23 protein-coding genes and 1 tRNA gene are annotated in these 24,701 nt (G+C 68.0%); 12 read left to right on the top strand and 12 right to left on the bottom strand.

Going from position 1 to position 24,701, the window contains the following annotated elements; translation table 11 throughout:
- Positions 1-96: 96 nt before the first annotated feature.
- On the bottom strand, positions 97-1,617 hold the full coding sequence (exaC, locus tag DYZ02_RS08010) for an acetaldehyde dehydrogenase ExaC (RefSeq protein WP_115685770.1): 1,521 nt from the start codon (positions 1,615-1,617) through the stop codon (positions 97-99).
- Positions 1,618-1,851: 234 nt separating this feature from the next.
- Here exaC and DYZ02_RS08005 point away from each other — a divergent pair, with 234 nt between their 5' ends.
- Together DYZ02_RS08005 and DYZ02_RS08000 are read left to right on the top strand one after the other, a co-directional pair.
- A complete protein-coding gene (locus DYZ02_RS08005) occupies positions 1,852-3,237 on the top strand; it encodes an AI-2E family transporter (RefSeq protein WP_115686430.1) in 1,386 nt (461 codons plus the stop codon).
- Positions 3,238-3,343: 106 nt separating this feature from the next.
- Complete coding sequence (locus DYZ02_RS08000; RefSeq protein WP_115685769.1) at positions 3,344-3,868, top strand: type 1 glutamine amidotransferase domain-containing protein; 525 nt, start codon at positions 3,344-3,346, stop codon at positions 3,866-3,868.
- Positions 3,869-3,893: 25 nt separating this feature from the next.
- On the opposite strand, the gene DYZ02_RS07995 is transcribed toward DYZ02_RS08000, so the two are convergent.
- Complete coding sequence (locus DYZ02_RS07995; RefSeq protein ID WP_115685768.1) at positions 3,894-4,478, bottom strand: HhH-GDP family DNA glycosylase; 585 nt, start codon at positions 4,476-4,478, stop codon at positions 3,894-3,896.
- A complete protein-coding gene (locus DYZ02_RS07990) occupies positions 4,478-5,035 on the bottom strand; it encodes a nucleosidase (protein ID WP_115685767.1) in 558 nt (185 codons plus the stop codon). The genes DYZ02_RS07995 and DYZ02_RS07990 overlap by 1 nt, the downstream gene beginning before the upstream one ends.
- A 41-nt stretch (positions 5,036-5,076) precedes the next feature.
- Between DYZ02_RS07990 and lplB the strand changes: the two genes are divergently transcribed.
- The gene (gene lplB / locus DYZ02_RS07985; RefSeq protein WP_115685766.1) at positions 5,077-6,150 is read left to right on the top strand and encodes a lipoate-protein ligase small subunit; all 1,074 of its coding nucleotides are present in this window, start codon (positions 5,077-5,079) and stop codon (positions 6,148-6,150) included.
- Between the two features lie 355 nt (positions 6,151-6,505).
- On the opposite strand, the gene DYZ02_RS07980 is transcribed toward lplB, so the two are convergent.
- Genes DYZ02_RS07980 through DYZ02_RS07950 form a run of 7 tightly spaced genes read right to left on the bottom strand, consistent with a single transcriptional unit; the run spans position 6,506 to position 13,126 of the window.
- The gene (locus DYZ02_RS07980; protein ID WP_181896985.1) at positions 6,506-7,438 is read right to left on the bottom strand and encodes a sulfite exporter TauE/SafE family protein; all 933 of its coding nucleotides are present in this window, start codon (positions 7,436-7,438) and stop codon (positions 6,506-6,508) included.
- An 11-nt stretch (positions 7,439-7,449) separates the two neighbouring features.
- The gene (locus tag DYZ02_RS07975) at positions 7,450-8,160 is read right to left on the bottom strand and encodes a sirohydrochlorin chelatase (RefSeq protein WP_115685764.1); all 711 of its coding nucleotides are present in this window, start codon (positions 8,158-8,160) and stop codon (positions 7,450-7,452) included.
- Between the two features lie 10 nt (positions 8,161-8,170).
- The gene (locus DYZ02_RS07970; RefSeq protein WP_115685763.1) at positions 8,171-9,439 is read right to left on the bottom strand and encodes a sulfate adenylyltransferase subunit 1; all 1,269 of its coding nucleotides are present in this window, start codon (positions 9,437-9,439) and stop codon (positions 8,171-8,173) included.
- Positions 9,439-10,353, bottom strand: coding sequence for a sulfate adenylyltransferase subunit CysD (cysD, locus tag DYZ02_RS07965; protein ID WP_115685762.1), 915 nt, complete (start codon positions 10,351-10,353; stop codon positions 9,439-9,441). Before cysD ends, DYZ02_RS07970 begins: the two co-directional genes overlap by 1 nt.
- 40 nt (positions 10,354-10,393) lie before the next feature.
- Positions 10,394-11,170 carry a phosphoadenylyl-sulfate reductase gene (locus tag DYZ02_RS07960; protein ID WP_115685761.1) on the bottom strand — a complete coding sequence of 259 codons (777 nt, stop codon included), beginning with the start codon at positions 11,168-11,170 and terminating at the stop codon, positions 10,394-10,396.
- Positions 11,163-11,459, bottom strand: a complete 297-nt coding sequence (locus DYZ02_RS07955; protein WP_115685760.1) for a hypothetical protein — start codon at positions 11,457-11,459, stop codon at positions 11,163-11,165. Before DYZ02_RS07955 ends, DYZ02_RS07960 begins: the two co-directional genes overlap by 8 nt.
- On the bottom strand, positions 11,456-13,126 hold the full coding sequence (locus DYZ02_RS07950) for a nitrite/sulfite reductase (RefSeq protein ID WP_115685759.1): 1,671 nt from the start codon (positions 13,124-13,126) through the stop codon (positions 11,456-11,458). The genes DYZ02_RS07955 and DYZ02_RS07950 overlap by 4 nt, the downstream gene beginning before the upstream one ends.
- 287 nt (positions 13,127-13,413) lie before the next feature.
- Between DYZ02_RS07950 and DYZ02_RS07945 the strand changes: the two genes are divergently transcribed.
- The 7 genes from DYZ02_RS07945 to DYZ02_RS07915 all read left to right on the top strand — a co-directional run bounded on the left by DYZ02_RS07945 (position 13,414) and on the right by DYZ02_RS07915 (position 21,912).
- A complete protein-coding gene (locus tag DYZ02_RS07945) occupies positions 13,414-14,766 on the top strand; it encodes an FAD-dependent oxidoreductase (protein ID WP_115685758.1) in 1,353 nt (450 codons plus the stop codon).
- Positions 14,767-15,019: 253 nt separating this feature from the next.
- The gene (locus DYZ02_RS07940; protein WP_115685757.1) at positions 15,020-16,735 is read left to right on the top strand and encodes an ABC transporter ATP-binding protein; all 1,716 of its coding nucleotides are present in this window, start codon (positions 15,020-15,022) and stop codon (positions 16,733-16,735) included.
- Positions 16,732-18,678, top strand: a complete 1,947-nt coding sequence (locus tag DYZ02_RS07935; protein ID WP_115685756.1) for an ABC transporter ATP-binding protein — start codon at positions 16,732-16,734, stop codon at positions 18,676-18,678. Before DYZ02_RS07940 ends, DYZ02_RS07935 begins: the two co-directional genes overlap by 4 nt.
- 14 nt (positions 18,679-18,692) lie before the next feature.
- Complete coding sequence (locus DYZ02_RS07930) at positions 18,693-18,947, top strand: DUF1707 SHOCT-like domain-containing protein (RefSeq protein WP_115685755.1); 255 nt, start codon at positions 18,693-18,695, stop codon at positions 18,945-18,947.
- A gap of 173 nt (positions 18,948-19,120) precedes the next feature.
- A complete protein-coding gene (locus DYZ02_RS07925) occupies positions 19,121-19,471 on the top strand; it encodes a hypothetical protein (protein WP_115685754.1) in 351 nt (116 codons plus the stop codon).
- Positions 19,472-19,566: 95 nt separating this feature from the next.
- The gene (locus tag DYZ02_RS07920) at positions 19,567-20,853 is read left to right on the top strand and encodes a pyridoxal phosphate-dependent aminotransferase (protein WP_115685753.1); all 1,287 of its coding nucleotides are present in this window, start codon (positions 19,567-19,569) and stop codon (positions 20,851-20,853) included.
- Between the two features lie 351 nt (positions 20,854-21,204).
- A complete protein-coding gene (locus tag DYZ02_RS07915; RefSeq protein WP_115685752.1) occupies positions 21,205-21,912 on the top strand; it encodes an endonuclease domain-containing protein in 708 nt (235 codons plus the stop codon).
- Positions 21,913-21,974: 62 nt separating this feature from the next.
- Here DYZ02_RS07915 and DYZ02_RS07910 read toward each other — a convergent pair whose 3' ends face one another.
- Together DYZ02_RS07910 and dcd are read right to left on the bottom strand one after the other, a co-directional pair.
- A complete protein-coding gene (locus DYZ02_RS07910) occupies positions 21,975-23,291 on the bottom strand; it encodes a UDP-glucose dehydrogenase family protein (RefSeq protein ID WP_115685751.1) in 1,317 nt (438 codons plus the stop codon).
- A 46-nt stretch (positions 23,292-23,337) separates the two neighbouring features.
- Positions 23,338-23,901, bottom strand: coding sequence for a dCTP deaminase (dcd, locus tag DYZ02_RS07905; protein WP_115685750.1), 564 nt, complete (start codon positions 23,899-23,901; stop codon positions 23,338-23,340).
- Positions 23,902-23,966: 65 nt separating this feature from the next.
- Here dcd and DYZ02_RS07900 point away from each other — a divergent pair.
- Together DYZ02_RS07900 and DYZ02_RS07895 are read left to right on the top strand one after the other, a co-directional pair.
- Positions 23,967-24,040 (top strand) — tRNA-Gly (locus DYZ02_RS07900).
- Positions 24,041-24,089: 49 nt separating this feature from the next.
- Entirely contained in the window at positions 24,090-24,701 is a 612-nt protein-coding gene (locus DYZ02_RS07895; protein ID WP_115685749.1) for a CPBP family intramembrane glutamic endopeptidase, read from the top strand.

The raw sequence follows: 24,701 nt of genomic DNA, 5'->3' as shown, positions 1-24,701 counted from the left end.
GGAGATTCTTCACGGCCTCTCCCGGGCACCCCCAGAAACGCCGCGACCCGCCGGCCGTTCAGGAGGCGGGCGGGTGGGACGTCGTGAAGCGGGTGCCTAGAACAGGCCGGTCTCCCTCTCCGAGTAGGACACGAGCATGTTCTTGGTCTCCTGGTAGTGGGCCAGCATCATGAGGTGGTTCTCGCGTCCGATGCCCGACTGCTTGTAGCCGCCGAACGCCGCGTGCGCCGGGTAGGAGTGGTACTGGTTCACCCACACCCGGCCGGCCTTGATCGCCCGGCCCGCGCGGTAGGCGACGTTGCCGTTGCGCGACCACACGCCCGCGCCGAGGCCGTAGATCGTGTCGTTGGCGATGCGGATCGCCTCGTCGAAGTCCCGGAAGGTGACGACGGAGAGCACCGGGCCGAAGATCTCCTCCTGGAAGATCGTCATGTCGTTGGTGCCCTTGAACACGGTTGGCTCGATGTAGAAGCCCCCGCCGAGCCCGTCGATGTGGTTGACGTGGCCGCCGGTGAGCGTCTCCGCGCCCTCCTTGGGGCCGAGCTCGAGGTAGCCGGTGATCTTGTCCATCTGCTCCTGCGAGGCCTGCGCGCCCATCATGACGTCGGTGTCGAGGGGGTTGCCCACCTTGATGCCTTTCACGCGCTCGACGCCGAGGGCGAGGAACTCGTCGGCGATGGACTCGTGGACCAGGGCGCGCGAGGGGCAGGTGCACACCTCGCCCTGGTTGAGGGCGAACATGGCGAAGCCCTCGACGGCCTTGGCGCGGAACTCGTCATCCTTGTCCATGATGTCCTCGAAGTAGAGGGCCGGGGACTTCCCGCCCAGCTCGAGGGTCACGGGGATGATCTTGTCGGCGGCGGCCTTGTTGATGATCTTGCCCACCTCCGTCGACCCGGTGAAGGCGACCTTGGCGATGCGGTCCGACCCCGTCAGCGCCACGCCCGCCTCGTCGCCGTAGCCGTTGACCACGTTGACCACGCCCGCCGGGATGAGGTCGCCAACGATCTCCATGAGGTAGAGGATGGACGCCGGGGTCTGCTCCGCCGGCTTGAGCACCACGGCGTTGCCCGCCGCGAGCGCCGGGGCGAGCTTCCACGCCGCCATGAGCAGCGGGAAGTTCCACGGGATGATCTGCCCGACCACGCCGAGCGGCTCGTTGAAGTGGTAGGCGATGGTGTCCTCGTCGATCTGGGAGAGCCTGCCCTCCTGCGCGCGGATGGCGCCCGCGAAGTAGCGGAAGTGGTCGATGGCCAGGGGGATGTCGGCCGCGAGCGTCTCGCGCACCGCCTTGCCGTTCTCCCACGTCTCCGCGACGGCGATCTCCTCGAGGTGCTCCTCCATCCGGTCGGCGATGCGGTGTAGCATGAGCGCGCGCTCGGCGGGGCTGGTGGCGCCGAAGCCGGGGGCCGCGGCGTGGGCGGCGTCGAGGGCCTTCTCCACGTCCGCCGCGGTGCCGCGCGCGACCTGGCAGAACACCTCACCGGTGACGGGGGTGATGTTGTCGAAGTACTCCCCCTCGGCCGGGGCGACCCAGTCCCCGCCGATGTAGTTGTCGTAGCGCTTCCTGAAGTTCACCTTCGAGCCCTCGGTGCCGGGGTTCGGGTAGACGGTCATCGCATTTCCTTTCCTCCGCAAAAGCTGTTTCACCTCACGCTACCCGGGGCGCCGCCCGCCCGCCACGCATTCGCTCCCCGCTTTTCGACGCCCCCTCCCGCGCTTTCCCCTCAGCTCCCCGGTCTGGCATAATTGCCAGGCGTGACTAGCGAAAACAACCGCATCCCCCGCGGCAGCGACGGCAGCGAAAAGGACTTCGTCGGCGCGCTCGACACCGCGGTGCACGAGCCGGAGATGTACCCCACCCCGGCCGACGCCGCCCACGAGCTGTCGGGCGACCAGCTCGACCGCGGCGAGATCATCGCCTCGGACGGGCGCACCGCCGCCGCCTGGGCGCTGCGTTTCATCATCATCGTCGCGGCGACCGCGCTACTGCTCTACCTGCTGAAGTTTCTCTGGGTCGGGCTCCTCCCCGCGATGCTCGCCCTCGTGGTGAGCACGGTCCTCTGGCCGCCCGTGCGCACCCTGCGCAACAAGCTGCGCATGCCCGCCGCGGCGGCGGTCTCGCTCGTGCTCGTCGCGTTCTTCGGCATCATCACCGCCATCTTCGCCCTCATGGCCCCGCTCGTGCGCGACCAGGGCGGCCAGCTGATCGCCCAGTCCCAGCAGGGCATCACCGACATCGTGGCGTGGGCCGAGGAGCGCATGGACATCGGCATCATCGACGCCGACCGCGTCCAGGAGACCCTCCAGCAGGCGACGGACTTCGTGCGCGGCCAGGCCTCGAACATCGCCTCCGGCGTCATGTCCGGCCTGGGCGTGGTCGCCTCGGTGGGCACGACGCTGGTGCTCACGCTCATCCTCACCTTCTTCTTCCTCAAGGACGGCGACCGCTTCCTGCCGTGGCTGCGCAAGTACGTCGGAGTGAAGGCCGGCTGGCACCTCACCGAGGTGCTCATGCGCTCGTGGAACACCCTCGCAGGGTTCATCCGCACGCAGGCGATCGTCTCGGCCGTCGACGCCGTCTTCATCGGCCTCGGCCTCGTCCTGCTGGGCGTCCCGCTCTGGCCCGTCCTCGCGGTGCTGACCTTCTTCGGCGGTTTCATCCCGATCATCGGTGCGTTCACCGCGGGCGTGCTGTCCATCACCGTCGCGCTGGTGTCCAACGGCCCGATGAACGCCCTGTTCGCCCTGCTCCTCGTCATCGCGGTGCAGCAGCTGGAGGGCAACATCCTCCAGCCGATCCTGCAGTCGCGCGCGATGGGTCTGCACGCCGCCATCGTCCTGCTCTCCGTCACGGTGGGCGGCACGCTGTTCGGCATCGTCGGCGCCTTCCTCGCAGTGCCGGTCGCCGCGGTCATCGCGGTGTGGCTCGGCTACTGGGCCGAGATGACGGCGCTGCGCGCGGGGGAGATCACCGCCGACGACATCAAGATCGCCACCCAGCAGAGCCAGACCCTCGACTCGAAGGGGGCCTTCCTGGCCGTGCGGGACCACCTGGCGGCGATGGGGCGTCGCAAGGCGGCCCCCGGCGGCTCCACGCGCGTGCCCCGCGACGACGAGGCGCCGGAGAAGACCTACGACAAGGAGGTCCCCGGCAAGACCCGGGCGATCGACCCCGAGGGCACCGAGGCCGACGACAGGGCCCGCCGCCGCTCCCTCGACAGCGACGACGCCTGACGTCCCCCGAAAACACGCGCTCCGCAGGGCTTCTGCGGGGCGCGTTGTTTTTCCCTACGCTGGACGGCGTAAGAAACTAGCACACACAGACGAAAGGACAGGCGCAATGGCTGACCTGAACGGCAAGAAGATCGCGATCATCTCCACCAACGGTTTCGAGGACTCCGAGCTGACCTCCCCGAAGGCGGCGGTCGAGGCTGCGGGCGCGACCACCCAGGTTATTTCCACCGAATCCGGCGAGATCGAGGGCAAGAACGGCACCAAGGTAGCGGTCGACGTCACCTCCGCGGACGCCTCGGCCTCCGACTACGACGCACTCATCCTCCCCGGCGGCACCGGCAACGCCGACACCATCCGCCAGGATGAGGACGCCGTGAAGCTGGTCAAGGAGCTGCGCGGCGCGGACAAGCCGGTCGGCGTGATCTGCCACGGCGGCTGGATCCTCACCGAGGCCGACGCCATAAAGGGCGTCAAGATGACCTCCTACCCCTCCCTGAAGACGGATCTGTCCAACGCGGGCGCGGCGTGGGTCGACGAGGAGGTCGTCGTCGACGGCGGCTTCGTCTCCTCCCGCACCCCGGACGACCTGCCCGCCTTCAACAAGGCGATCGTCGAGGAGTTCGCGAAGTAGAGCACGCTTAGCGACGCCCGCCGGATCATCCGGCGGGTTTTTTCGCGCCCGCCCTCCCCTCCAGCGCGACCCGCACCAGGTGCGCCGCCAGCCGCGGCAGGTCGTCGCCGAGCTCCGCCAGCGCCCCGGGATCCTGCGGCAGCCCGAGGGCTCCCGCCCCCTGCAGCGCCTTCTTGTCGAAGGCCGGGGCGAGCTCCGGCCACACCCCCTGCACCTCCCGCGCGAACATCGCCGCGCAGGCGGGTCCGACGCCGTCGAAGACCTCGAGCGACGAGGGCGCCCCGGCGCGAAGTTCCCGCAGGTCGCCGCGGTGTGCGTCGACAAGCGCCGCGCTCATGGCGTGCAGCCTGGTGGCGGTGGACTCGTCGTAGCGCTTGTAGCCGGTCGCCCCGAACACGCCGATGAGCCGGGAGCGCGGCGCCGCGCGCATTGTCTCCGGCGTGGTCAGGCCGGCGGCGAACAGGCCTCGCGCCGCCGCGACCGCCACGGAGGACTTGATCGGCTTCGCCTGGAGCATGCACAGGGTGAGCAGCTGGAACAGGGGCGCGGGGTCGTCGGAAAGCGCGATGCCCGCTTCCTCGGCGAAGGTCCGGGTCTGCGAGAGGTCCATCAGAGAAGCGCGAGGGCGTCGTGCAGCTCCACCGCCGCAGCGGCGAGCGACTCCGGCCAGGACACGTCCGAGGTCTCGTCGGCGTTGTCGGAGACCTGCTTGAGCATGCTCAGCGGGACGCGGAACTCGCTGCACACGGCGGCCAGGGCGTAGCCCTCCATGTCCACCAGCTCGCTCTCGCGGGCGAGCTCTGCGCGCAGCGCGGTCGTGTTGACGAAGGTGTCGCCCGTGGCGAGCCGCGCCTTCGGCAGCTCGGTGAGGGTGTCCAGCTCGAAGCGGCGCGGGTACACGAAATCCGTCAGCCCCGGGATGTGCAGCGCCCTGTGGTCGTGCTTCACGGCCGACTCGATCTCGTAGACGCCGGCCGGGACGTCGCTGAGCGCCCCCGCGGTGCCGACGTTGATAACGCGCTCCGGCAGCGGCCCCGCAGCGAGGCGCCTCGTCAGCGCGATCGTCGCAGGGATCGTACCGATGCCCGTGACCAGGACCTCGTGTGTGGTGCGGGCGGAGATTTCGGCGGCCTCTTCCTTCATGGCCGCGACGACAAGGATGCTCATGGGGCTCCAGGCTAGCGCCGCGCGCGCCTATAGTCGCGGACATGACACAGCCACAGGCACAGCACCACTTCGAACTCAAGGTCCCCGGCGGCAAGCTCGTCGTCGCGGACGTCACCTCCGACGGCGAGCGCATCACCGGCGCGGTGATCTCGGGCGACTTCTTCCTCGAACCGGAGGAGGCCTACGACGCCCTCAACCGCGCGCTCGTCGGCGCGGACGTCGACGAGGACGCCGCCGCGCTGCAGACCCGTATCGAGCGTGAGCTGGGCGAGATTGAGGGCGTGACCCTCCACGGCTTCGACGCCAAGGACGTCGCGGTCACGGCCCGGCGCGCGGTGGTCGGCGCGAAGGACATCACGGACTACACCTGGGACGTCATCCACTCCCCCGTCCTGCCCACCCCGGTCAACGTCGCGCTCGACCAGCACCTGCTCGACGAGGTCCGCGCGGGCCGACGCAACCCCACCCTGCGCTTCTGGGAGTGGGAGGACCGCGCGGTCGTCTTCGGCTCGTACCAGTCCTATTCCAACGAGCTGGACGAGGAGGGCGTGGACCGGCACGGGATCGTGCCGGTGCGGCGCATCTCGGGCGGCGGCGCGATGTTCATGGAGGGCGGCAACTGCGTCACCTACTCGATGTACCTGCCCGACACCATCGTCAAGGGCCTGAGCTACGTGGACAGCTACTCCTACCTCGACGCCTGGGTGCTCGCGGGCCTGAAGTCGCTCGGCGTCAACGCCTGGTACGTGCCAATCAACGACATCACCTCCGACGGCGGCAAGATCGGCGGCGCCGCCCAGAAGCGCGTTCCCGGCGCGGTGCTGCACCACACGACGATGAGCTACGACATCGACGCCGACAAGATGATGGAGGTGTTGCGCATCGGCAAGGTCAAGGTCGCCGACAAGGGCCTGCGCAGCGCGAAGAAGCGCGTCGACCCGCTGCGCCGCCAGACGGGCGTGCCGCGCGAGGAGGTCATCGAGACGCTGATCGGCACCTTCATGTCTCGCTACCCCTCGGAGCGCACTACGCTTGACGACGCCGACATCACCGCCGCCGAAGAACTCGTCGCGTCCAAGTTCGGCACGGCGGAGTGGACGCACAAGATCCCCTGAGATCTGCGCTGCAGTTTTACGCCTCAATTTAGTGCTGAGGTCTTTGTCCAGCGCCGCTACTCGACGGTTCGCACATCGCTCCTGGGCTTTCGCCCGCGCAGTGCCGCATCGGTCGAGTAACAGGACCTCGCCTTCGCGTCCCGGAAGACCTCAGCGCAAATTCGGGCAGTTTTACGACTCAATTCAGTGCTGAGGTCTTTGTCCAGCGCCGCTACTCGACGGTTCGCACATCGCTCCTGGGCTTTTGCCCACGCAGTGCCGCATCGGTCGAGTAACAGGACAAGCAACAGGCCGCGCCGCACGTCGAGCAAGAGAACGCGCAGCAAGTGAAGCAGCCCGCCCCGAAAACGTGCTGCTAGCGCCCTGCCTCCACCTGCGGGACTTCCGCCTCGCACGGGCTGTGCCCCTCCTTCTCCGAGGCGGCGCGGGAGTTCGCCCGCGCCCGCAGCGCGCCCCGCGCGGACAGCGCAGCACCCAGGAGCAGCACCGCCACGCGGACGACCCAGAGGTGGTCGGTCACGCCGACGGCCTTCAGCACGACCGGCAGGTTGAGCAGCACGATGAGTGTGCCGACGATCCCACCGAGCAGGATCGGGTTGAGCCTGGACACCAGCCACGCCCCGATCGGCGCCGCGATGACGCCTCCCACCAGCAGCGCCACGACGGCGGCCAGGTTGGCGACGAGGTCCTCCCACATGCCGATCGCGAAGCCCGCGGTGGCCGCGGCGGTGACAAGGAACTCCGCAGTGTTGACGGTGCCGACGATGCGACGCGGCTCGGAGCGGCCGGCGGACAGCAGGGTCGAGGTGGTCACCGGCCCCCAGCCTCCGCCGCCGGTGGCGTCGACGAAACCGCCGAAGACTCCGAGGACGCCGAGGAAGCCCCGCGAGTGCGGCTTCTGCGTAACAGTGCGGTGCACCAGCCCACGGGAGAAGCGCAGCATGAGGTTGAGGCCGATGAGCGCGAGGATGAGGCTCATCACCGGTTTCGCCGCCTCGGTGGACAGGTTGGACAGGATTGTGGAGCCGGTAAAGGCGCCGACCGCGCCGGGGATGCCGATGCAGGCGACGACCTTCCAGTCCACGTTGCCGAAGCGCCAGTGTGAGATTCCCGAGGCGAGCGTCGTGCCGAGCTCTGCGGTATGCACGACCGCAGAGGCCTGGGCGGGGCCGAGGGCGGCGAGCATGATGAGGATGGTGGTGGAGGTGACTCCGAAGCCCATGCCGAGCCCGCCGTCGACGAGCTGGGCGGCGAGTCCAGCGATGGCGATGAATGTCAGGGTGGTCAGCTTGTACATCTCTAGGACCCCGTGCTTTCTGTGCGGGCCGCCCGGTAGCGGGCGGCGATGATTTCCGAAAGGTCGGTGCCCAGGGGCTCTGAGCGGGTGATTGTGGAGCCGGTGACCTGCTGGATTTCGTCCAGGACGTCGACGGCGCGGTCGAGTAGGAGGCCCTCGGTGACGAACAGGGGCAGCAGGTGCACCCGCGCGTGGCGGGCTGCGACCTCGGCGATGCCCTCGTTGCCGGTGGTCTCGCCGCACCCGGTGGCCGGGACGACGGTGACCGCCTGCCCGGTGGTCTCGGCGAGGCGCTCCCCCATGCGCAGGGTCGCCTCCGCGGCCGCGGCGTTGGAGGTGCCCACCGGGTAGAGGATGGTGTGGGCGTCGTCAGGCACTCGCGCCGCGAGCAGCTTGACGACGTCCCCTCCCTGCCCCAGCCCTTCGGCGAGCGTCAGGGTGACGCCGGCGCCGGAGGCGGCCTCGAGCGCGGCGGGCACGTCGTGGGTGGCGTGGAAGGCGCGGGTGAACAGCAGGGGCACGACGATGGCCTCGCTGTGGCCCGCGTCGCGGAGTGTTTCCACCGCCCCGGCGAGGTCGGGGGTGGTGAACTCCAGGTGGGCGTCGACCGCGTCGACCCCCAGCTCCGCGCCGGCCCGGGCGGTGAGGCGCCGGATGCCGTCGTGCGCCCGCGCGTGGCGGGAGCCGTGGGAGAGGGTGATCAGCGCGGTCATGGTGTCCCCCTTAGCGCAGCCGCGTTCCCACGAGCCCGGCTGCCAGGGTGTTGCCGCTGGCCTGGTCGATGAGCAGGAAGTTGCCCACCGCGCCGCGGGCGGCGTAGTCCTCGGCGACGACGTCGGCGGCGGTCTGGACGGTGACGTGCGCGATGTCGTTGAGGCCGAAGGAGGCGGGACCCTCCACGTCGCCGGACGGCGAGTCGATGTCCACCAGGCGGTCGACACTCGCCACGCGCGCCCTCACGAGCGCGGTGCCGATGCGCAGCTTGACGGCCTGGCCCGGCGCGACGTCCTTCTCCGTGAGGCCGACGACTGTGGCAGCGAACTCGCGCACCGGCTCCGGCACCGCGCTGCCGGCGATGAGGTCGCCGCGGGTCAGGTCGATGTCGTCGGCGAGGCGCAGGGCGACGGACTCGCCGGCCTCGGCCGTTTCGACCTCGCCGTCCGCGGTGTCGATGTGCATCACGGTCGTGGCGCGCCCGCCGGCGGTGACGGCGTCGCCGACCGCGATCCGGCCCGCCTCGACGCGGCCCGCGTAGGCGCGGTAGTCGCTGGCGTGCTCCCGCAGCACGTACTGGATGGGGAAGCGGAAATCCAGGTCGAGGGCGCGCCCGGAGTGCACCGGGATCTCCTCGAGCAGCTCGAGCACGGTCGAGCCGGTGTACCAGTCCATGTTGGCGGAGCGCTCGACCACGTTGTCGCCCTTGAGCGCCGAGATGGGCACCACGTGCGGGTCGGCGATGCCCAGCTCGGCGGCCTTGCGCTCGAAGTCGGCCCTGATCGCGGCGAAGGTGTCCTCGGAGTAGTCCACCAGGTCGATCTTGTTCACGGCGAGGATCACGGTCTTCACGCCGAGCAGCGCGGCGACGTTGAGGTGGCGCACGGTCTGCTCGACGACGCCGTGTCGGGCGTCGACAAGCAGCACCACGACCTGGGAGGTGGACATGCCGGTGACCGTGTTGCGGGTGTACTGAACGTGGCCCGGGGTGTCGGCGAGGATGAAGGTGCGCTTGTCGGTGGCGAAGTAGCGGTAGGCGACGTCGATGGTGATGCCCTGCTCGCGCTCGGCGCGCAGGCCGTCGACGAGCAGGCTCAGGTCGAGGCCCTCGAAGCCGCGGTCGGCGGAAGTGCGCTCGACGCTGGCGAGCTGGTCGGCGAGCACCGACTTCGTGTCGTGCAGCAGGCGGCCCACGAAGGTGGACTTGCCGTCGTCGACAGAGCCGGCGGTGCACAGACGCAGGGTCTGGCGCTCGGCCAGAAGCGTGGTGGCGGTCATCAGAAGTAGCCCTCCTTCTTGCGGTCTTCCATGGAGGACTCGCTGAGTCGGTCGTCAGCGCGGGTCGCGCCGCGCTCGGTCAAGGTGGAGTTGGCGATCTCGGCGAGCACCTCGTCGATGGTCGTCGCGTTGGACTCGACGGCGCCGGTGCAGGACATGTCGCCCACCGTGCGGTAGCGCACGCGGCGCACCTCGAGGGTCTCGCCCTCGCGGGGGCCTCCCCAGTCGCCGGCGGTCAGCCACATGCCGTCGCGGTTGAACACCTCGCGCTCGTGTGCGTAGTAGATGTCCGGCAGCTGGATGCCGCGGGCGCCGATGTACTCCCACACGTCGGCCTCGGTCCAGTTGGAGATGGGGAAGACGCGGATGTTCTCGCCCGGCAGCTTCTCGCCGTTGTAGAGGTCCCACAGCTCGGGGCGCTGGCGGCGCGGGTCCCAGCCGCCGAAGGAGTCGCGCACCGAGAAGACGCGCTCCTTGGCGCGGGCGCGCTCCTCGTCGCGGCGCGCGCCGCCGAGCACGGCGTCGTAGCCGACCTCGGCGATCGTCTCCACCAGCGGCACCGTCTGCAGGGGGTTGCGGGTGCCGTCGGGGCGCTCCACCAGGTCGCCGCGGTCGATCCAGTCCTGCACGGCGGCCACGCGCAGGCGCACGCCGTACTCGGCGACGATGCGGTCGCGGAACTCGATGACCTCGGGGAAGTTGTGCCCGGTGTCGACGTGGAGCAGCTCGATCGGCATGGCAGTCGGGGCGAAGGCGCGCCGCGCCAACTCGAGCACCACGCAGGAGTCCTTGCCACCCGAGAAGAGCAGCCCGATCTTGTCGAACTGCCCCGCCACCTCGCGCAGGATGTGGATCGACTCGTCCTCAAGCTCCTTCAGGTGCGGGGAGAGTGCGTTACTGGTTGCAATAGTCACTGTTGTTCGTCTCTTCTTTCGCTCGCGGTTCACCCGGGCCCTAGCCGTGCAGCCCGCACTCCGTCTTGGTGGAAAACGCCCAGCGCCCGGCGCGCGGGTCCTCGCCCTCGGCGACGGGCAGGGTGCACGTGGCGCAGCCGATCGAGGGGTAGCCCTGGCGCGTCAGCGGGTGGACGATCAGGTTGTTGTCCTCGATGAAGGCGTCCGTGTCCTCCAGCGACCACGTCACCAGCGGGGAGATCTTCAGCCGGCCGGTCGTGTCCAGGGACAGCGCCGGGGCCTCGGCGCGGGTCGGCCCGTCCGCGCGGCGCAGGCCCGTGACCCAACCGACGTAGGGCGACAGCGACACCGCCAGCGGCTCCACCTTGCGCATCCGGCAGCAGGCCGTGGGGTTGCGCAGGTAGAGGTTCGGCCCGTAGACCCTGTCCTGTTCCTCACGCGGCAGCACGGCCGTGGCCCGCACCAGGCGGTGGCCGGGGTAGCGCGCTTCCACCTCGTCGGCCACGCTCAACGTCTCCGGGAAGTGGTACTCGGTGTCGAGGAAGAGGAAGTCCGCGCGCGGCAGGTGCTTCTCAGCCAGCTCCGCCAGCACGGTGTTCTCCATCGACAGGGTCACCGCCACGTCGCCGGGCGCGTGCTCGTGCGCCCAGGCGAGGATGGCCTCGGCGGGGGCGTCGTAAAGCTCGCCGGCGTATTCATCCACGAGCTCGCGGTTGCGCTCGAGCGTCTCCTCCGGAAGGGGGGCGGTGGTCGTGGGGCCCTCCGGCGAGACCTCCGGGTCGCGGTAGCCGGCGTCACCACCAAGCAGATTAAGCATTGTGTGTCACCTTTCTCTGGTTCCCATCAGTCTCGCTGAAACCCGCGAGGGCTGCAGCGTGTCCGTTGCGGGCGAGGGAGTCGCGGAGGGCCTCCTCGGTGGACTTCGCGGGGGCGTGCGAGACGGCCGGGTCGTCTTGGCCGTAGAACTTCACCTCGAAAATGCGCAGGCACTCCCCGCACTTCCAGGCGAAATCCGTCTCCTCGTTCGGGTAGAGGTCCTCGCCCGCGCAGTAGGGGCAGTAGGTGGGGAAATTCCGGTTCGGGTTGGGCGCGCGCCGCAGGCTCACTGGAGCTTCTCCTCGTCGGCGCGCTGCAGCCAGGCGCGGAAGGTCTCGCCGTCGGTGCGGTCGGAGACGTAGTTCTCCACCACGCGCGTGACGTACTCCGTCAGCTCGGAGGAGAGCACCTTGTGGCCGCGCAGCTTGCGCCCGAAGTTGGCGCCCTCGCCGATCGTGCCACCGAGGTGGACCTGGAAGCCCTCCACCTTCTCCCCGTCCGGGCCCACGACCATCTGGCCCTTCAGGCCGATGTCGGAGATGTGGTGGCGGGCGCAGGCGTTGGGGCAGCCGTTCAGCGAGATGGTGATGGGCGAATCGAGGTCGCCGAAGCGCTCCTCCAGCTCGTCGGCGAGCTCGATGGCGCGGGACTTGGTGGTCACGTGCGCGAGCTTGCAGTACTCCAGGCCGGTGCACGAGAGCAGGCCGCGGCGGAACTCGGAGGGCTTCGAGTACAGGCCCATCTCCTCCAGGTCCGCCTGCAACTTCTCGACGTCACCCGGGGCCACATCGAGGAACAGAAGCTCCTTGAAGGGGGTGAAGCGCAGCTGGGTCAGCCCGTACGACTCAGCGAGCTCCGCCACGGCGATGAGCTGCTCGCCGGACATGTGCCCGAGGGTGGGCTTGACGCCGATGTAGAAGTTGCCGTCTTTCTGCTCGTGCACGCCGATGTGGTCGCGGTCGACGAGGTTGCTGGGGGCCTTCGGGCCGTCGGGAAGCGCGTAGCCGAGGTAGTCCTTCTCCAGGATCTCGCGGAACTTCTCGACTCCCCACTGCGCCACCAGGAACTTCAGCCGCGCGCGGTTGCGCAGGCGGCGGTAGCCGTAGTCGCGGAAGATGCGCACCACGTTCGCCCACACCTCCGGCACCTGCTCGAGGGTGACGAAGGCGCCGAGCGACTGGGCCAGCATCGGGTTGGTGGACAGCCCGCCGCCGACGTAGCACTCGAAGCCGGGGCCGAGCTCGGGGTGCTCGACGCCGATGAAGGCGAGGTCGTTGACCTCGTGGACCACGTCCTGGCGGGCGTTGCCGGAGATGGCGGTCTTGAACTTGCGGGGCAGGTTCTGGAACTCCTCGTCGGTGACGATCTCGTGGATTTTGCGGATCGCCGGGGTGGCGTCGATGATCTCGTCCTTGGCGATCCCCGCCACCGGCGAGCCGAGCACCACGCGCGGCACGTCGCCGCACGCGTCCCAGGTGTTCAACCCGACGCCCTCGAGCTTGTCCCAGATGGCGGGGACGTCCTCGATGGCCACCCAGTGCAGCTGGATGTTCTGCCGGTCCGTCAGGTCGACGGTGGAGCGCGCCCAGTCGCGGGAGATCTCGCCGACGGCGCGGGCCTGCTCGGTGGTGCACTGGCCGCCGTCGAAGCGGATGCGCATCATGAAGTACTCGTCCTGCAGCACCGAGTTGTCCTGGCCGGTGAACTCGCCGCCCAGGTTCTGCTTGCGCTGGGTGTACATGCCGAGCCACTTGAAGCGCGGCGCGAGGTCCTCCGGGGGGATGGAGGCGAAGCCCTGCTTGGAGTAGGTGTCGATGACGCGCTGCTTGACCTGCAGCACGGGTTCGAGCTGCTTGAGCTCCTCGTCGTGGTTGAGCGGTTGGGTGCCGTCGACAAGCCACTGGCCCTCGGGCTTTCGGGGCCGGGCCTTCCTGGGTGCCGTGTGTGCCGCAGTCATGGACGCTCCTGTTCCGGTTTCAGACCGATTGGTCTATCAGAATTACTCTTCCCGTAATGTCGAGCCAGCATGCCATACTGCTTTGTCTACGGCAATGGTACCGGTCATTTTACCGGCCCTCACCTGCCCTAACGTGCATGAAATTAATAGACCTGCCGCGTTCCGTGAATGGAAACTGGGGCACCCGCTTGACATCGCCGCCGCGGCGGGTAGTTTTTCAGACTAAGCGGTCTATGAGTTATCATGGATGAATAAAAACACGACCCCCTTGGAAAGGACCATCACGTATGAGTCTGCGCGTCGCCGTCATCGGCGCCGGCCCCGCCGGTATCTACGCATCTGACCTGCTCATCCGCAACGAAGAGCACGACATCCACGTCGACCTCTTCGAGCAGATGCCCGCCCCGTTCGGCCTCATCCGCTACGGAGTCGCCCCGGACCACCCGCGCATCAAGGGCATCGTGAACTCCCTGCACCGCGTCCTGGACAAGCCGCAGCTGCGGCTGCTCGGCAACATCGAGGTGGGCAAGGACATCACCATCGACGAGCTGCGCGACTACTACGACGCCGTAGTCATCTCCACCGGCGCCGTGCGCGACCGCGAGCTGCTCATCCCGGGCGGCGACGCCTCCATCGGCGCCGGCGAGTTCGTCGGCTTCTACGACGGCAACCCCCGCTTCGAGCGCTCCTGGAACCTCGACGCCCGCGAGGTCGCCGTCATCGGCGTCGGCAACGTCGCCCTCGACGTCGCCCGCATCCTGGCCAAGACCGGCGACGAGCTGCTCGTCACCGAGATCCCGGACAACGTCTACGAATCCCTGAAGAACAACAGGGCCGAGGTCGTGCACATGTTCGGCCGCCGCGGCCCCGCCCAGGCCAAGTTCACCCCGAAGGAGCTGCGCGAGCTCGACCTCTCCGACACCATCCAGGTCCTCGTCGACCCAGAGGACATCGACTACGACCAGCAGTCCGAGGAGGTCCGCCGCGCCGACAAGTCCATCGACCTGAACTGCCAGGTCCTCGAACAGTATGCCATGCGCGAGCCGGACGACTCCCCGCACAAGATCCACATCCACTTCTTCGAGGAGCCCGTCGAGGTGCTTCGCGACGGCGACGCCATCGTCGGCATCCGCACCGAGCGCCAGGAGCTCGACGGCGAGGGCAGCATCCGCGGCACCGGGAAGTTCACCGACTGGCCGGTCCAGCAGGTCTACCACGCCATCGGCTACCGCTCCGAGCCCGTCGAGGGCGTGCCCTTCGACCTTGAGCGCAACGTCATCCCCAACGACGGCGGCCACGTCATGGACGGCTCCGAATTCGCCGACTCCCTCTACGTCACCGGCTGGATCAAGCGCGGCCCCGTCGGCCTGATCGGCAACACCAAGTCCGACGCCAAGGAAACCACCGACATGCTCATCGCCGACGCCGAGGCCGGCAAGCTCAGCGCGCCGAAGTTCGAGGACCCCGACGCCATCCTGGGCCTTTTGGAGGACCGCGGCATCCGCTACACCACCTGGGACGGCTGGTACGCGCTGGACAAGGCCGAGCGCGCCCTCGGCGAGGCCTGCGAGCTCAACCCGCGCGAGCGCAAGAAGGTCGTCGAGTGGGAGGACATGGTCCGCCACTCGCGCGGCGAGTAGAACGCGCCTTTCCCTTTTCGAAAACGAGCATGTGGCGTCCCCGGGGCCTGTGACGGGCCTCAAGGTTCGCCACATGCTCGTTTTTTCGTCCCCTGAGGGCTAAGACGAGCATCTGGGCCGAAACCGCCGCGAAAACCGGCCCCGCAACGCCCACATGCTCGTCTTTCGACCCGTTCTCCGCGGGGAATCTTCGTGTCGGGGCCCCGGTATAGGATGGACGGGTCCCAACTTCAGATAGGAAAGGGCCCACGCGTTGGACCTCGTCAGAATCCTCGCCCGCGCCTCGCGGCCGTACACGGGCTACATCGCGCTCGTGATCGTGCTGCAGCTGGTGACCACCCTCGCCACCCTCTACCTGCCCGACCTCAACGCCAAGATCATCGACCAGGGCGTCGCGCGCGCCGACATCCCCTACATCTGGCGCGTCGGCGGCGTCATGCTCGCCGTCGCCTTCGTCCAGGTAATCGCCGCGGTCGCGGCGGTGTGGTTCGCGGCCCGCGCCGCGATGAGCGTCGGCCGCGACGTGCGCCGCGACGTCTACACGCGGGTCAACGAATTCTCCGCGGAGGACCTCAGCCACTTCGGCACGGCGACCCTGGTCACCCGCGGCACCAACGACGTCCAGCAGGTGCAGATGGTGTTCCTGCTCTTCCTGAACTTCATGGTCGCAGCCCCGATCATGGCGCTCGGCGGCATCATCATGGCGGTGCGCCAGGACCCCGGCATGTCCTGGCTCGTCGTCGTCGCCGTCGGCGCGCTGTTCGTGGTCGTCGGCGTGCTCATTTCCCTGCTGCTTCCCATGTTCAAGTCGATGCAGGGCAAGCTGGACAATATCAACGGCGTGCTGCGCGAGCAGATTGCCGGCATCCGCGTGGTGCGCGCCTTCGGCCGCGAGGAATTCGAGGAGGAGCGCTTCCGCGGCGCGAACGAGGAGATCACCCGCGTCTCGCTAAACATCGGCCGGGTGTTCGTGATGCTCTTCCCCGTCATCATGCTCATCCTCAACCTCGCCACCGCTGCGGTGCTGTGGTTCGGCGGGCACCGCGTCGACGAGGGCGTGGTGGAGGTCGGGGCACTCACCGCCTTCATGCAGTACCTCATGCAGATCCTCATGGCCGTCATGATGGGCACCTTCATGGCCATGATGCTGCCGCGCGCGCTCGTCTGCGCCCGCCGCATCAACGAGCTCCTCGCCCACGAGCCTGCCATCCCCGCCCCGGAGCGCACGCGGACCCCGGAGCGCAGCGAGGGCGTCGTCGAGCTCCGCGGGGTGTCCTACACCTACCCCGGGGCCGAGGAGCCGGTGCTTAACGACGTCACCTTCACCGCCACCCCCGGCACCACCACCGCCATCATCGGCTCGACCGGCTCCGGCAAGACCACGCTGCTTTCGCTGATCCCGCGCCTGCACGCCGCCTCCTCGGGCAGCGTGCTGGTCGACGGCACCGACGTCACCGAGATGGACCGCGCGGACCTCGTCGAGCGCGTCTCGATGGTCCCGCAGAAGGCGTACCTGTTCTCCGGCACCGTGGCCACCAACCTGCGCATGGGCAACCCGGAGGCCACCGACGCCGAGCTGTGGGAGGCCCTGGCCACCGCGCAGGCGGGATTCGTCGAGGACCTCGACATGCCGATCGCCCAGGGCGGCACCAACGTCTCCGGCGGGCAGCGCCAGCGCCTGTGCATCGCGCGGATGCTGGTGGCGCGGCCGAAGGTGTACCTCTTCGACGACTCGTTTTCCGCCCTCGACGCCGTCACGGACGCGAAGGTGCGGGAGGCCATGACGGCCTACACCCGCGACGCGACGGTGATCGTGGTGGCGCAGAGGGTGGCGTCGATTAGCGGGGCAGACCAGATCCTGGTGATGGAGGCCGGGCGCATCGTGGCGCGCGGCACCCACGACGAGCTGCTGGAAAGCAGCGAGACCTACCGAGAAATCTGCGCGTCGCAGGAGGAGGTGCACGCATGAGTGAGCAGATGACCGACGAGCAGCTCGCCGACTTCGAGGAGAAGATGGCGGGCGACGACTGGTCCAACAAGGCGCCCCGCAACGCGAAGCGCTTCTGGCCCTCCGCCAAGCGCCTCTTCGGGCTGCTCGCGCCCTACAAGGTGGCGCTGGCGGCCGTCCTGCTCATGAACGCCGCCTCCGTGGTGCTGGCCGTCTACGCCCCGCGCGTGATGGGCCGCGCGATGGACGTGATCTTCTCCGGTGTGTTCTCCAAGCGCATCCCCGCAGGCGTGACCAAGGAGCAGGCCGTCGAGGGGATCCGGGCGGCGGGGCAGGCGCACTTCGCCGACATGGCGGCGGCGATGGACCTGCGCCCCGGTGAGGGTATCGACTTCGAGCGGCTGCGCGCGCTGATCATCACCGTGCTCGTCCTCTACCTCGCCTCGAGCGTGCTGATGTGGGCGCAGGGGGCTATCCTCAACCGCATCACCATGGCCGCCGTCTACCGGCTGCGCCGCGACGTGGAGGACAAGCTCAACCGCCTGCCGCTGAACTACTTCGATTCGCGTCAGCGCGGCGATGTCATGTCGCGCACCACCAACGACGTCGACAACGTCCAGCAGGCTATGCAGCAGGCGCTGGCCCAGCTGTTCAACGCGGTGCTGATGGTGCTGGGCATCATCGTCATGATGTTCTGGATCTCCTGGCAGCTCGCGCTCGTCGCCCTGCTGGCCATCCCGCTGACCGGCGTGGTGATGGGCGTAGTGGGAACGCGCAGCCAGAAGCAGTTCACGGCGCAGTGGAAGTCGACCGGCGAGCTCAACGGGCACGTCGAGGAGTCCTTCACTGGCCACGAGGTGGCGCTCATCTTCGGGCGCACCGAGTCCCTGCGCGAGGAGTTCGAGCGCAAGAACGCCGCGCTTTTCGACGCCTCCTCCACCGCCCAGTTCCTCTCGAACTCCATGCACCCGATCATGCAGTTCATCTCGTACCTGTCCTACGTGGTCATCGCGGTCCTCGGCGGGCTGAAGGTGGCCTCCGGCTCGATGACGCTGGGAGACGCCACGGCGTTCATCCAGTACTCCCGCCAGTTCAACCAGCCCCTCGGCGAGATCGCGGGCATGGCGCAGATGCTGCAGTCCGGCGTCGCCTCCGCAGAGCGCATCTTCGAGTTCCTCGACGCCGAGGAGGAGACACCCGACGCGGCTGCCGGCGCCCGGGCGCGACCGGTGGAGGGCCGCGTCGAGTTCGCGGATGTCTCCTTCTCCTACACCGACGAGCCCCTGATCCGGGACCTGAACCTGCGGGTCGCCCCGGGCCAGACGGCGGCGATCGTGGGCCCCACCGGCGCGGGCAAGACCACCCTGGTCAACCTGCTCATGCGCTTCTACGACGTCGACTCCGGCGCGATCCTGCTCGACGGCGTGGACATCCGCGGCATGACGCGCGCCGAGCTGCGCGGAAACATCGGCATGGTCCTGCAGGACGCGGTGCTGTTCAAGGGCACGATCATGGACAACATCCGCTACGGTCGGCTCGACGCCACCGACGAGGAGGTCATCGAGGCGGCGAAGGCCACCTACGTGGACCGCTTCGTGCACTCGCTGCCCGAGGGTTACGACACCGTCATCGACCAGGACGGCGGCTCCATCTCCGCCGGCGAGCGCCAGCTGATCACCATCGCGCGCGCCTTCCTGTCGCGCCCGGCGGTGCTCATCCTCGACGAGGCCACCTCTTCCGTGGACACCCGCACCGAGGTGCTCGTGCAGAAGGCGATGAACGCGCTGCGCAGCGACCGCACTTCCTTCGTCATCGCCCACCGCCTCTCCACCATCCGCGACGCGGACCTCATCCTCGTCATGGAGGCCGGGCGCATCGTCGAGCAGGGCAGCCACGCCGAGCTCCTCGACCGCCGGGGCGCCTACTGGCGGCTTCACCAGTCCCAGTTCGCGTCCGGGGAATAGCTAGTATTGGTTTCGTGAGCACCTCATACGGCAACTTCAGGATCAGCGACGCGGAGAGGTCCGAGGCCATCGCCACGCTCAGCCGGGCGCTCGGCGAGGGTCGCCTCACCATGGACGAGTTCGACAGCCGCTGCGAGGCCGTCGCGCGCGCCCAGTTCCTCTCCGACCTCACCCCGCTTTTCGACGACCTCCCCACCACCGCCGCACCCGCCGCCGTCCCCGCGCTGCTCACCCCCTCCGAGCCNTTATCACCCGTGTTGAGCTTATAGATGGATCTAACGTGTGTCGCCAGCCGAGGTATTAGTGTTTTTTTTTTTTGTTAAAGGAACGGGTCCCCACGTATTTCTCAACGGGGTAGACCGTCGGCAGCGCCAGTTGGTTATAAGACCCCGCCCTCTACGGCGCGGACGAGATCCGCGCCACCCGCCGCCAGGGCCAGCGCATGCGCGCCGGGGTCTTCTGGCTGGGTACCCTGGGCTCCTTCGCCCTGAGCGGCGTCGCGGGCGCCGTCACGTCGAGTGGGCTGTCCGCACTGCCCCTGCTCATCATCCCCACCCTGTTCATCCTGCTCTACGTAATGAAGGTCGGCCCCGACGAGTGGTACACCCCGAGCATCCGCCAGCTGGAGCGCCGCCGCCGCGAGCTCGTGCGGGTGCAGCAGCTGGAGATCGAGGCCTCCCGCGCCCACGAGATCGCCGCCCAGCGCGCCCAGCGCCGCCAACAGGTCAGCCAGCTGACCACCGACGCCATCAACGTGGCGCAGCAGACGGTCAGCCGGTTCAAGAAGGGTTAGGCTCCGAGAGGCTGGCGGAGGGGGCGTCGAGAAGCGGGCGCGCCCATTCATCGGACTACCTGTCCCACCGGGCGGGTCGTGGCTAGTATTGCCCTATGAGCAACAAGAAGGACGAGGCCACAGAGAAGGCCCCGAAGAAAGAGAAGCGGGCGCCGCGCAAGCACCGCCACTTCGACCAGGCCGACAAGCTGAAAAACGTCTTCTACGACATCCGCGGGCCGGTGAGCACCACCGCCGAGGAGATGGAGCGCGACGGCCACACCATCCTCAAGCTCAATACCGGCAACCCCGCCATCTTCGGCTTCGACGCCCCCGACGTCATCATGCGCGACATGATCGCCGCCCTGCCAACCTCGCAGGGCTACTCCACCTCCAAGGGCATCATCCCCGCCCGACGCGCCATCGTGACCCGCTACGAGATGATCGACGACTTCCCCACCTTCGACATCGACGACGTCTACCTCGGCAACGGCGTCTCCGAGCTCATCACCATGAGCACGCAGGCCCTGCTCAACGACGGCGACGAGATCCTCATCCCCACCCCGGACTACCCCCTGTGGACCGCCGCCTCGAGCCTCGCCGGCGGCACCCCGGTGCACTACCTCTGCGACGAGGAGGACAACTGGAACCCCTCCCTCGAGGACATCCGGTCGAAGGTCACCCCGAAGACCAAGGCCATCGTGGTGATCAACCCCAACAACCCGACCGGCGCCGTCTACTCGCGCGAAACCCTCGAAGGCATCGCCCAGATCGCCCGGGAGAACCAGCTGGTGGTCTTCTCCGACGAGATCTACGACCGCATCCTCTACGACGGAGCGGAGCACATCTCCATGGCGGAGGTCGGCCCCGACCTGGTCACCGTGACCTTCAACGGCCTGTCCAAGGCCTACCGCGTGGCCGGCTACCGCGCCGGCTGGATGATCATTACCGGCCCCCGCCGCCGCGCCAAGGGCTTCATCGAGGGCCTCGACCTGCTCTCCGGCACCCGCCTGTGCGCCAACGTGCCGGGCCAGCACGCCATCCAGGTGGCCCTCGGCGGGCGCCAGTCCATCTACGAGCTCACCGCCGAGAACGGGCGCCTGACCAAGCAGCGCGACATCACGGTGAAAAAGCTGCGGGAGATCCCGGGCGTGTCCGTCGTCGAGCCGAAGGGCGCGCTCTACGCCTTCCCGAAGATCGACACCGAGATGTACAACATCCACGACGACGAGCGCTTCATGCTCGACCTGCTCAAATCGGAAAAAATCCTCATGGTGCAGGGCACCGGCTTCAACTACCCCACCCCGGACCACTTCCGCGTGGTCACGCTGCCCTGGGCCTCTCAGCTCGAAAACGCCATCGAGCGGCTCGGCAACTTCCTGAGCGACTACCACCAGCACTAGGGGTTTGGGTAAGAACTAAAGGGTAAGAATCCACCTTCGACGGCAGAATTGTGGGATTCTTGCCCTTTTGTTCTTACCCTGAACGAGTTATCCACAGCCCAGCGCCCACCGCGTGGCCTGCCCGGCGCCCAGCGGCGATGATGTCGGCATGGGTTTTGACACCATGGGGGACCTGGCGGCGCTGCTCACGGATACGCGCACGCTCACAGACATGACCAGGGCACACGCCTCCACCTGGCGAAACACGAGTACCACTACGTCGCGCCGACCCAGATCGTTCAGCGCGACATCTGGGATGGGCTGCCGCACTGGCAGAGGCAGAACCTGCAGGCCCTCGCGACCGGCCGCAGCATGACGAAGGGGGTGCTCGTCGGGCGTTCCGCCGCGCGGGTGACGGGGATCCCGGTCATCGCCCTGAGCAACGAGGTGCCCGAGGCGGCCGTGCCCTCGGGTGGTATCCCCTCCGTCAAGGGGCGCATTCCGGGCATCCGCTACCGCAAGGCCGGCCTCGGCAGCGACGAGATTCTGCAGGTACACGGGGCGCGCGCCACCACCCCGGCGCGGACCTGCATAGATATCGCTCGCTACCACGGCTTTTGCGAGGGGCTTGTTGCCACAGACGCGGTGCTGCGCGACTTCGACATCACGGCGGCTGACGTGCGCTGGCATCTGGAGCGGATGGGCCGGTTCCGGGGCAAGAGCGACGTGCTGCGCGTCCTGGAGCACGCCAGCCTGCAGGCGGATTCACCTTTGGAGAGCTGGTTCCGCGGTGAGCTCATCGACCGCGGCGTCACGGGGTGGCGGTTCCAGGCCCCCGTCGCGGGCTACCGCGCCGATTTCCTCTTCGACGACTTCCTCATCGTCGAGATAGACGGCCGCTCGAAGTACGCGACAGCCCCGCACGACGTTCTCATGCGGGAACGCGACCGGGAACGGGCTCTGCTCAACCGCGGCTTCGTCATCCGGCGCGTCTATTTCGAGGATCTACTGAGCAACATGGACGGGGTGATGCGGATGATCGCGGAGGCGCGCTCCTCAAGGGCAAGAACGGAAGGGTAAGAATCCACCGATTCGGCCTCCACGGGCGGATTCTTGCCCTTTAGTTCTTACCCTGTGGATTCCTAACCCCGCCCGAGCGCGCGCACGGTCCAGCCGGCCGCCTGCCAGGCCTCGAGGTCGAGGACGTTGCGCCCGTCGATGAGCACACGCTTATCGACGCCCCGACCCACCGCGACAGGATCCATCTCGCGGAACACCTGCCACTCCGTGGCGAGGATGACCAACTCGGCGCCGGAGAGGGCATCATCAAGCGAAGCCGCGTAGTCGAGCGTGGGGAACACGCGGCGCGCGTTGTCCATCGCCTCCGGGTCGTAGACGCGCACGTCCGCACCCGCCAACGACAGCTGCCCCGCCACCGCCAACGCCGGCGAATCACGCACATCATCCGAATTCGGCTTGAACGCCGCACCCAGCACCGTCACGCGCCGCCCGATCAGCGAACCGAGCTCCTCGCGCGCGATGTCCACGACGCGCTGGCGCCGCCGCATGTTAATCGCATCCACCTCGCGCAGGAAGGTCAGGGCCTGATCCGCACCAACCTCGCCGGCGCGCGCCATGAACGCGCGGATGTCCTTCGGCAGGCATCCGCCGCCGAAGCCCAGGCCCGCGCCCAGGAACTTGCGGCCGATGCGGTCGTCGTAGCCGATGGCGTCGGCAAGCTGCGTCACATCCGCGCCCACGATCTCACAGACCTCGCTGACCGCATTGATAAACGAGATCTTCGTGGCCAGAAACGCGTTCGCCGACACCTTCACCAGCTCCGCGGTCTGCAGATCCGTCACAATAAACGGCGTGCCCGAACCCAGCGGCGTCGCATACACCTGACGGGCGATCTCCTCCGCCCGCGAATCCCGACCACGGGTGCCCAGCACAATACGATCCGGCTCGATGGTGTCCTTGACCGCGTACCCCTCCCGCAAAAACTCCGGGTTCCACGCGATCTCCACCGACGCACCCGGCTGCACCAACCTGTCGGCGCGCTCCTGCAGCGCCGCCGCAGTACCCACCGGCACCGTCGACTTGCCCAGAATCAGGTGATCACCCTGCAGCTGCGGCACGAGGTCGTCGATAACCGCCTCGACATAGCGCGTGTCCGCCGCGTACGAACCACGCTGCTGCGGGGTGCCCACCCCGATGAAATGCACGTTCGCGAACTCAGCCGCCCGGGCGTAATCCGTGGTGAAATCCAGCCGACCCGCCTCGATGTTGCGCTGCAACACCTCCGGCAAACCCGGCTCGTAAATCGGGACCTCGCTGTTCTTCAACCGCGAAATCTTGTTCTCGTCCACATCCACACCCAGCACCTCGTGGCCGAGCTCGGCCATGCACGCGGCGTGGGTCGCACCGAGATACCCGGTGCCGATAACCGTCATACGCATGCGAACCATCATGGCACGCGCGCCGCGTCTTCGCCCGGGAAGGAAACTAGCGGAAGTTCAGGTACGCCTTCGACGGGGTCGGCCCGCGCTGCCCCTGGTACTTTGAGCCCAGCGCGCCGGAGCCGTAGGGCACCTCGGCCGCGGAGGTCATGCGGAACAGCGCCAGCTGGCCCACCTTCATGCCCGGCCACAGGGTGATCGGAAGGTTCGCCACGTTGGACAGCTCGAGGGTGATGTAGCCGGAAAAGCCGGGATCGATGAACCCCGCCGTCGAGTGCGTCAGCAAGCCGAGCCTGCCGAGGGAGCTCTTCCCCTCCAGACGGCCCGCGAGGTCGCTGGGCAGCGTGAACTTCTCCAGGGTGGAGCCGAGCACGAACTCGCCCGGGTGGAGGACGAACGCCTCGCCCTCCGGCACCTCGACGAGGGTGGTCAGGTCCTCCATCTCCAGCTTCGGGTCGATGTGGGTGTACTTCGAGTTGTTGAACACCCGGAAGAACCGGTCCATGCGCACATCCACCGAGGACGGCTGCACCAGCGCCGGGTCGTAGGGCTCGATGCCGAGCCGGCCGGTGTCGATCGCGTCGCGGATGTCATGATCTGAAAGAAGCACGTGGCTCAGTCTAGCGGGCTGCGGTTTTCTCTTGGTGGCCGCCGGGTGCTAACATGACCTCCATTGCCGGCGTAGTTTAGTGGTAGAACATCAGCTTCCCAAGCTGAGAGTGCGAGTTCGATTCTCGTCGCCGGCTCCAATTTTCCCTCCGGGTGGATGCGCCCGCGCGCGCCTGCGACCAATACTGAATGGGTCTGTCTCTTTCGGCCACTGTCGCCAATGCTGCGGGGCTCAACCGCGGCGGCTGGATCGCCTTGGGAGTGATGGTGGGTGGATCACTTTCTGACGCGGCGCTCGCCTACGTCGGTTTCGTCCGCCGCTGCGGCTGGGGGTTGAGAGAGGCGGGCTTTACGACGCCCACCCGCCGCCTTTGGCACCTTCTTTGGTGGATCCCCCTGACCCTCGTCGGCGGGGCAATTGGCGCGACGATCCTCTCCGGCGTGTTCGGCCTCTCCTCCTCGCCCGAGAGCGCCTCGACTGAGGGGTTTCAGCTCGGAGCTCCCGCCGCCGTGCTCCTCGTGGCATGCCTGACCACAGTCATCCCCGCTCTGGAGGAAATCGTTTGTCGGCGCGTGCTGCTGGACTGGTGCGCAAGGTTTGTGCCCATGTGGCTGGCCGCGACCATTGTCACCATTGCCTTCGCGGCGGCACATGTCAGCCCGGCTGCGACGGTGTACCTCATCTTCACCAGCGCGTCGCTGACCCTGGCCCGACTGTGGTTCGGCAGCCTGCGGGCGACGCTTCTGATCCATGCCGCCAACAACGCCGTGGTGAGCGCAATCGCACTCACCGCTTTCTGA

This window comes from Corynebacterium senegalense (genome assembly GCF_900411315.1).
Classification (GTDB): domain Bacteria; phylum Actinomycetota; class Actinomycetes; order Mycobacteriales; family Mycobacteriaceae; genus Corynebacterium; species Corynebacterium senegalense.
Note: the sequence above shows the minus strand (reverse complement) of the source record. Positions and strands in the feature narration are given on the sequence as shown.

What these genes read in the sequence shown, in the direction of transcription:
- DYZ02_RS07960 (WP_115685761.1), bottom strand. Translation starts at nt 11,170, where the DNA reads ATGCTTAATCTGCTTGGTGGTGACGCCGGCTACCGCGACCCGGAGGTC.
- DYZ02_RS07925 (WP_115685754.1), top strand. Translation starts at nt 19,121, where the DNA reads ATGCGCGCCGGGGTCTTCTGGCTGGGTACCCTGGGCTCCTTCGCCCTG.
- DYZ02_RS07895 (WP_115685749.1), top strand. Translation starts at nt 24,090, where the DNA reads ATGGGTCTGTCTCTTTCGGCCACTGTCGCCAATGCTGCGGGGCTCAAC.
- DYZ02_RS08005 (WP_115686430.1), top strand. Translation starts at nt 1,852, where the DNA reads ATGTACCCCACCCCGGCCGACGCCGCCCACGAGCTGTCGGGCGACCAG.
- DYZ02_RS07970 (WP_115685763.1), bottom strand. Translation starts at nt 9,439, where the DNA reads ATGACCGCCACCACGCTTCTGGCCGAGCGCCAGACCCTGCGTCTGTGC.
- DYZ02_RS07935 (WP_115685756.1), top strand. Translation starts at nt 16,732, where the DNA reads ATGAGTGAGCAGATGACCGACGAGCAGCTCGCCGACTTCGAGGAGAAG.
- exaC (WP_115685770.1), bottom strand. Translation starts at nt 1,617, where the DNA reads ATGACCGTCTACCCGAACCCCGGCACCGAGGGCTCGAAGGTGAACTTC.
- DYZ02_RS07950 (WP_115685759.1), bottom strand. Translation starts at nt 13,126, where the DNA reads ATGACTGCGGCACACACGGCACCCAGGAAGGCCCGGCCCCGAAAGCCC.
- DYZ02_RS07945 (WP_115685758.1), top strand. Translation starts at nt 13,414, where the DNA reads ATGAGTCTGCGCGTCGCCGTCATCGGCGCCGGCCCCGCCGGTATCTAC.
- DYZ02_RS07990 (WP_115685767.1), bottom strand. Translation starts at nt 5,035, where the DNA reads ATGAGCATCCTTGTCGTCGCGGCCATGAAGGAAGAGGCCGCCGAAATC.
- DYZ02_RS08000 (WP_115685769.1), top strand. Translation starts at nt 3,344, where the DNA reads ATGGCTGACCTGAACGGCAAGAAGATCGCGATCATCTCCACCAACGGT.
- DYZ02_RS07995 (WP_115685768.1), bottom strand. Translation starts at nt 4,478, where the DNA reads ATGGACCTCTCGCAGACCCGGACCTTCGCCGAGGAAGCGGGCATCGCG.
- DYZ02_RS07920 (WP_115685753.1), top strand. Translation starts at nt 19,567, where the DNA reads ATGAGCAACAAGAAGGACGAGGCCACAGAGAAGGCCCCGAAGAAAGAG.
- DYZ02_RS07910 (WP_115685751.1), bottom strand. Translation starts at nt 23,291, where the DNA reads ATGCGTATGACGGTTATCGGCACCGGGTATCTCGGTGCGACCCACGCC.
- DYZ02_RS07975 (WP_115685764.1), bottom strand. Translation starts at nt 8,160, where the DNA reads ATGACCGCGCTGATCACCCTCTCCCACGGCTCCCGCCACGCGCGGGCG.
- DYZ02_RS07915 (WP_115685752.1), top strand. Translation starts at nt 21,205, where the DNA reads ATGACGAAGGGGGTGCTCGTCGGGCGTTCCGCCGCGCGGGTGACGGGG.
- lplB (WP_115685766.1), top strand. Translation starts at nt 5,077, where the DNA reads ATGACACAGCCACAGGCACAGCACCACTTCGAACTCAAGGTCCCCGGC.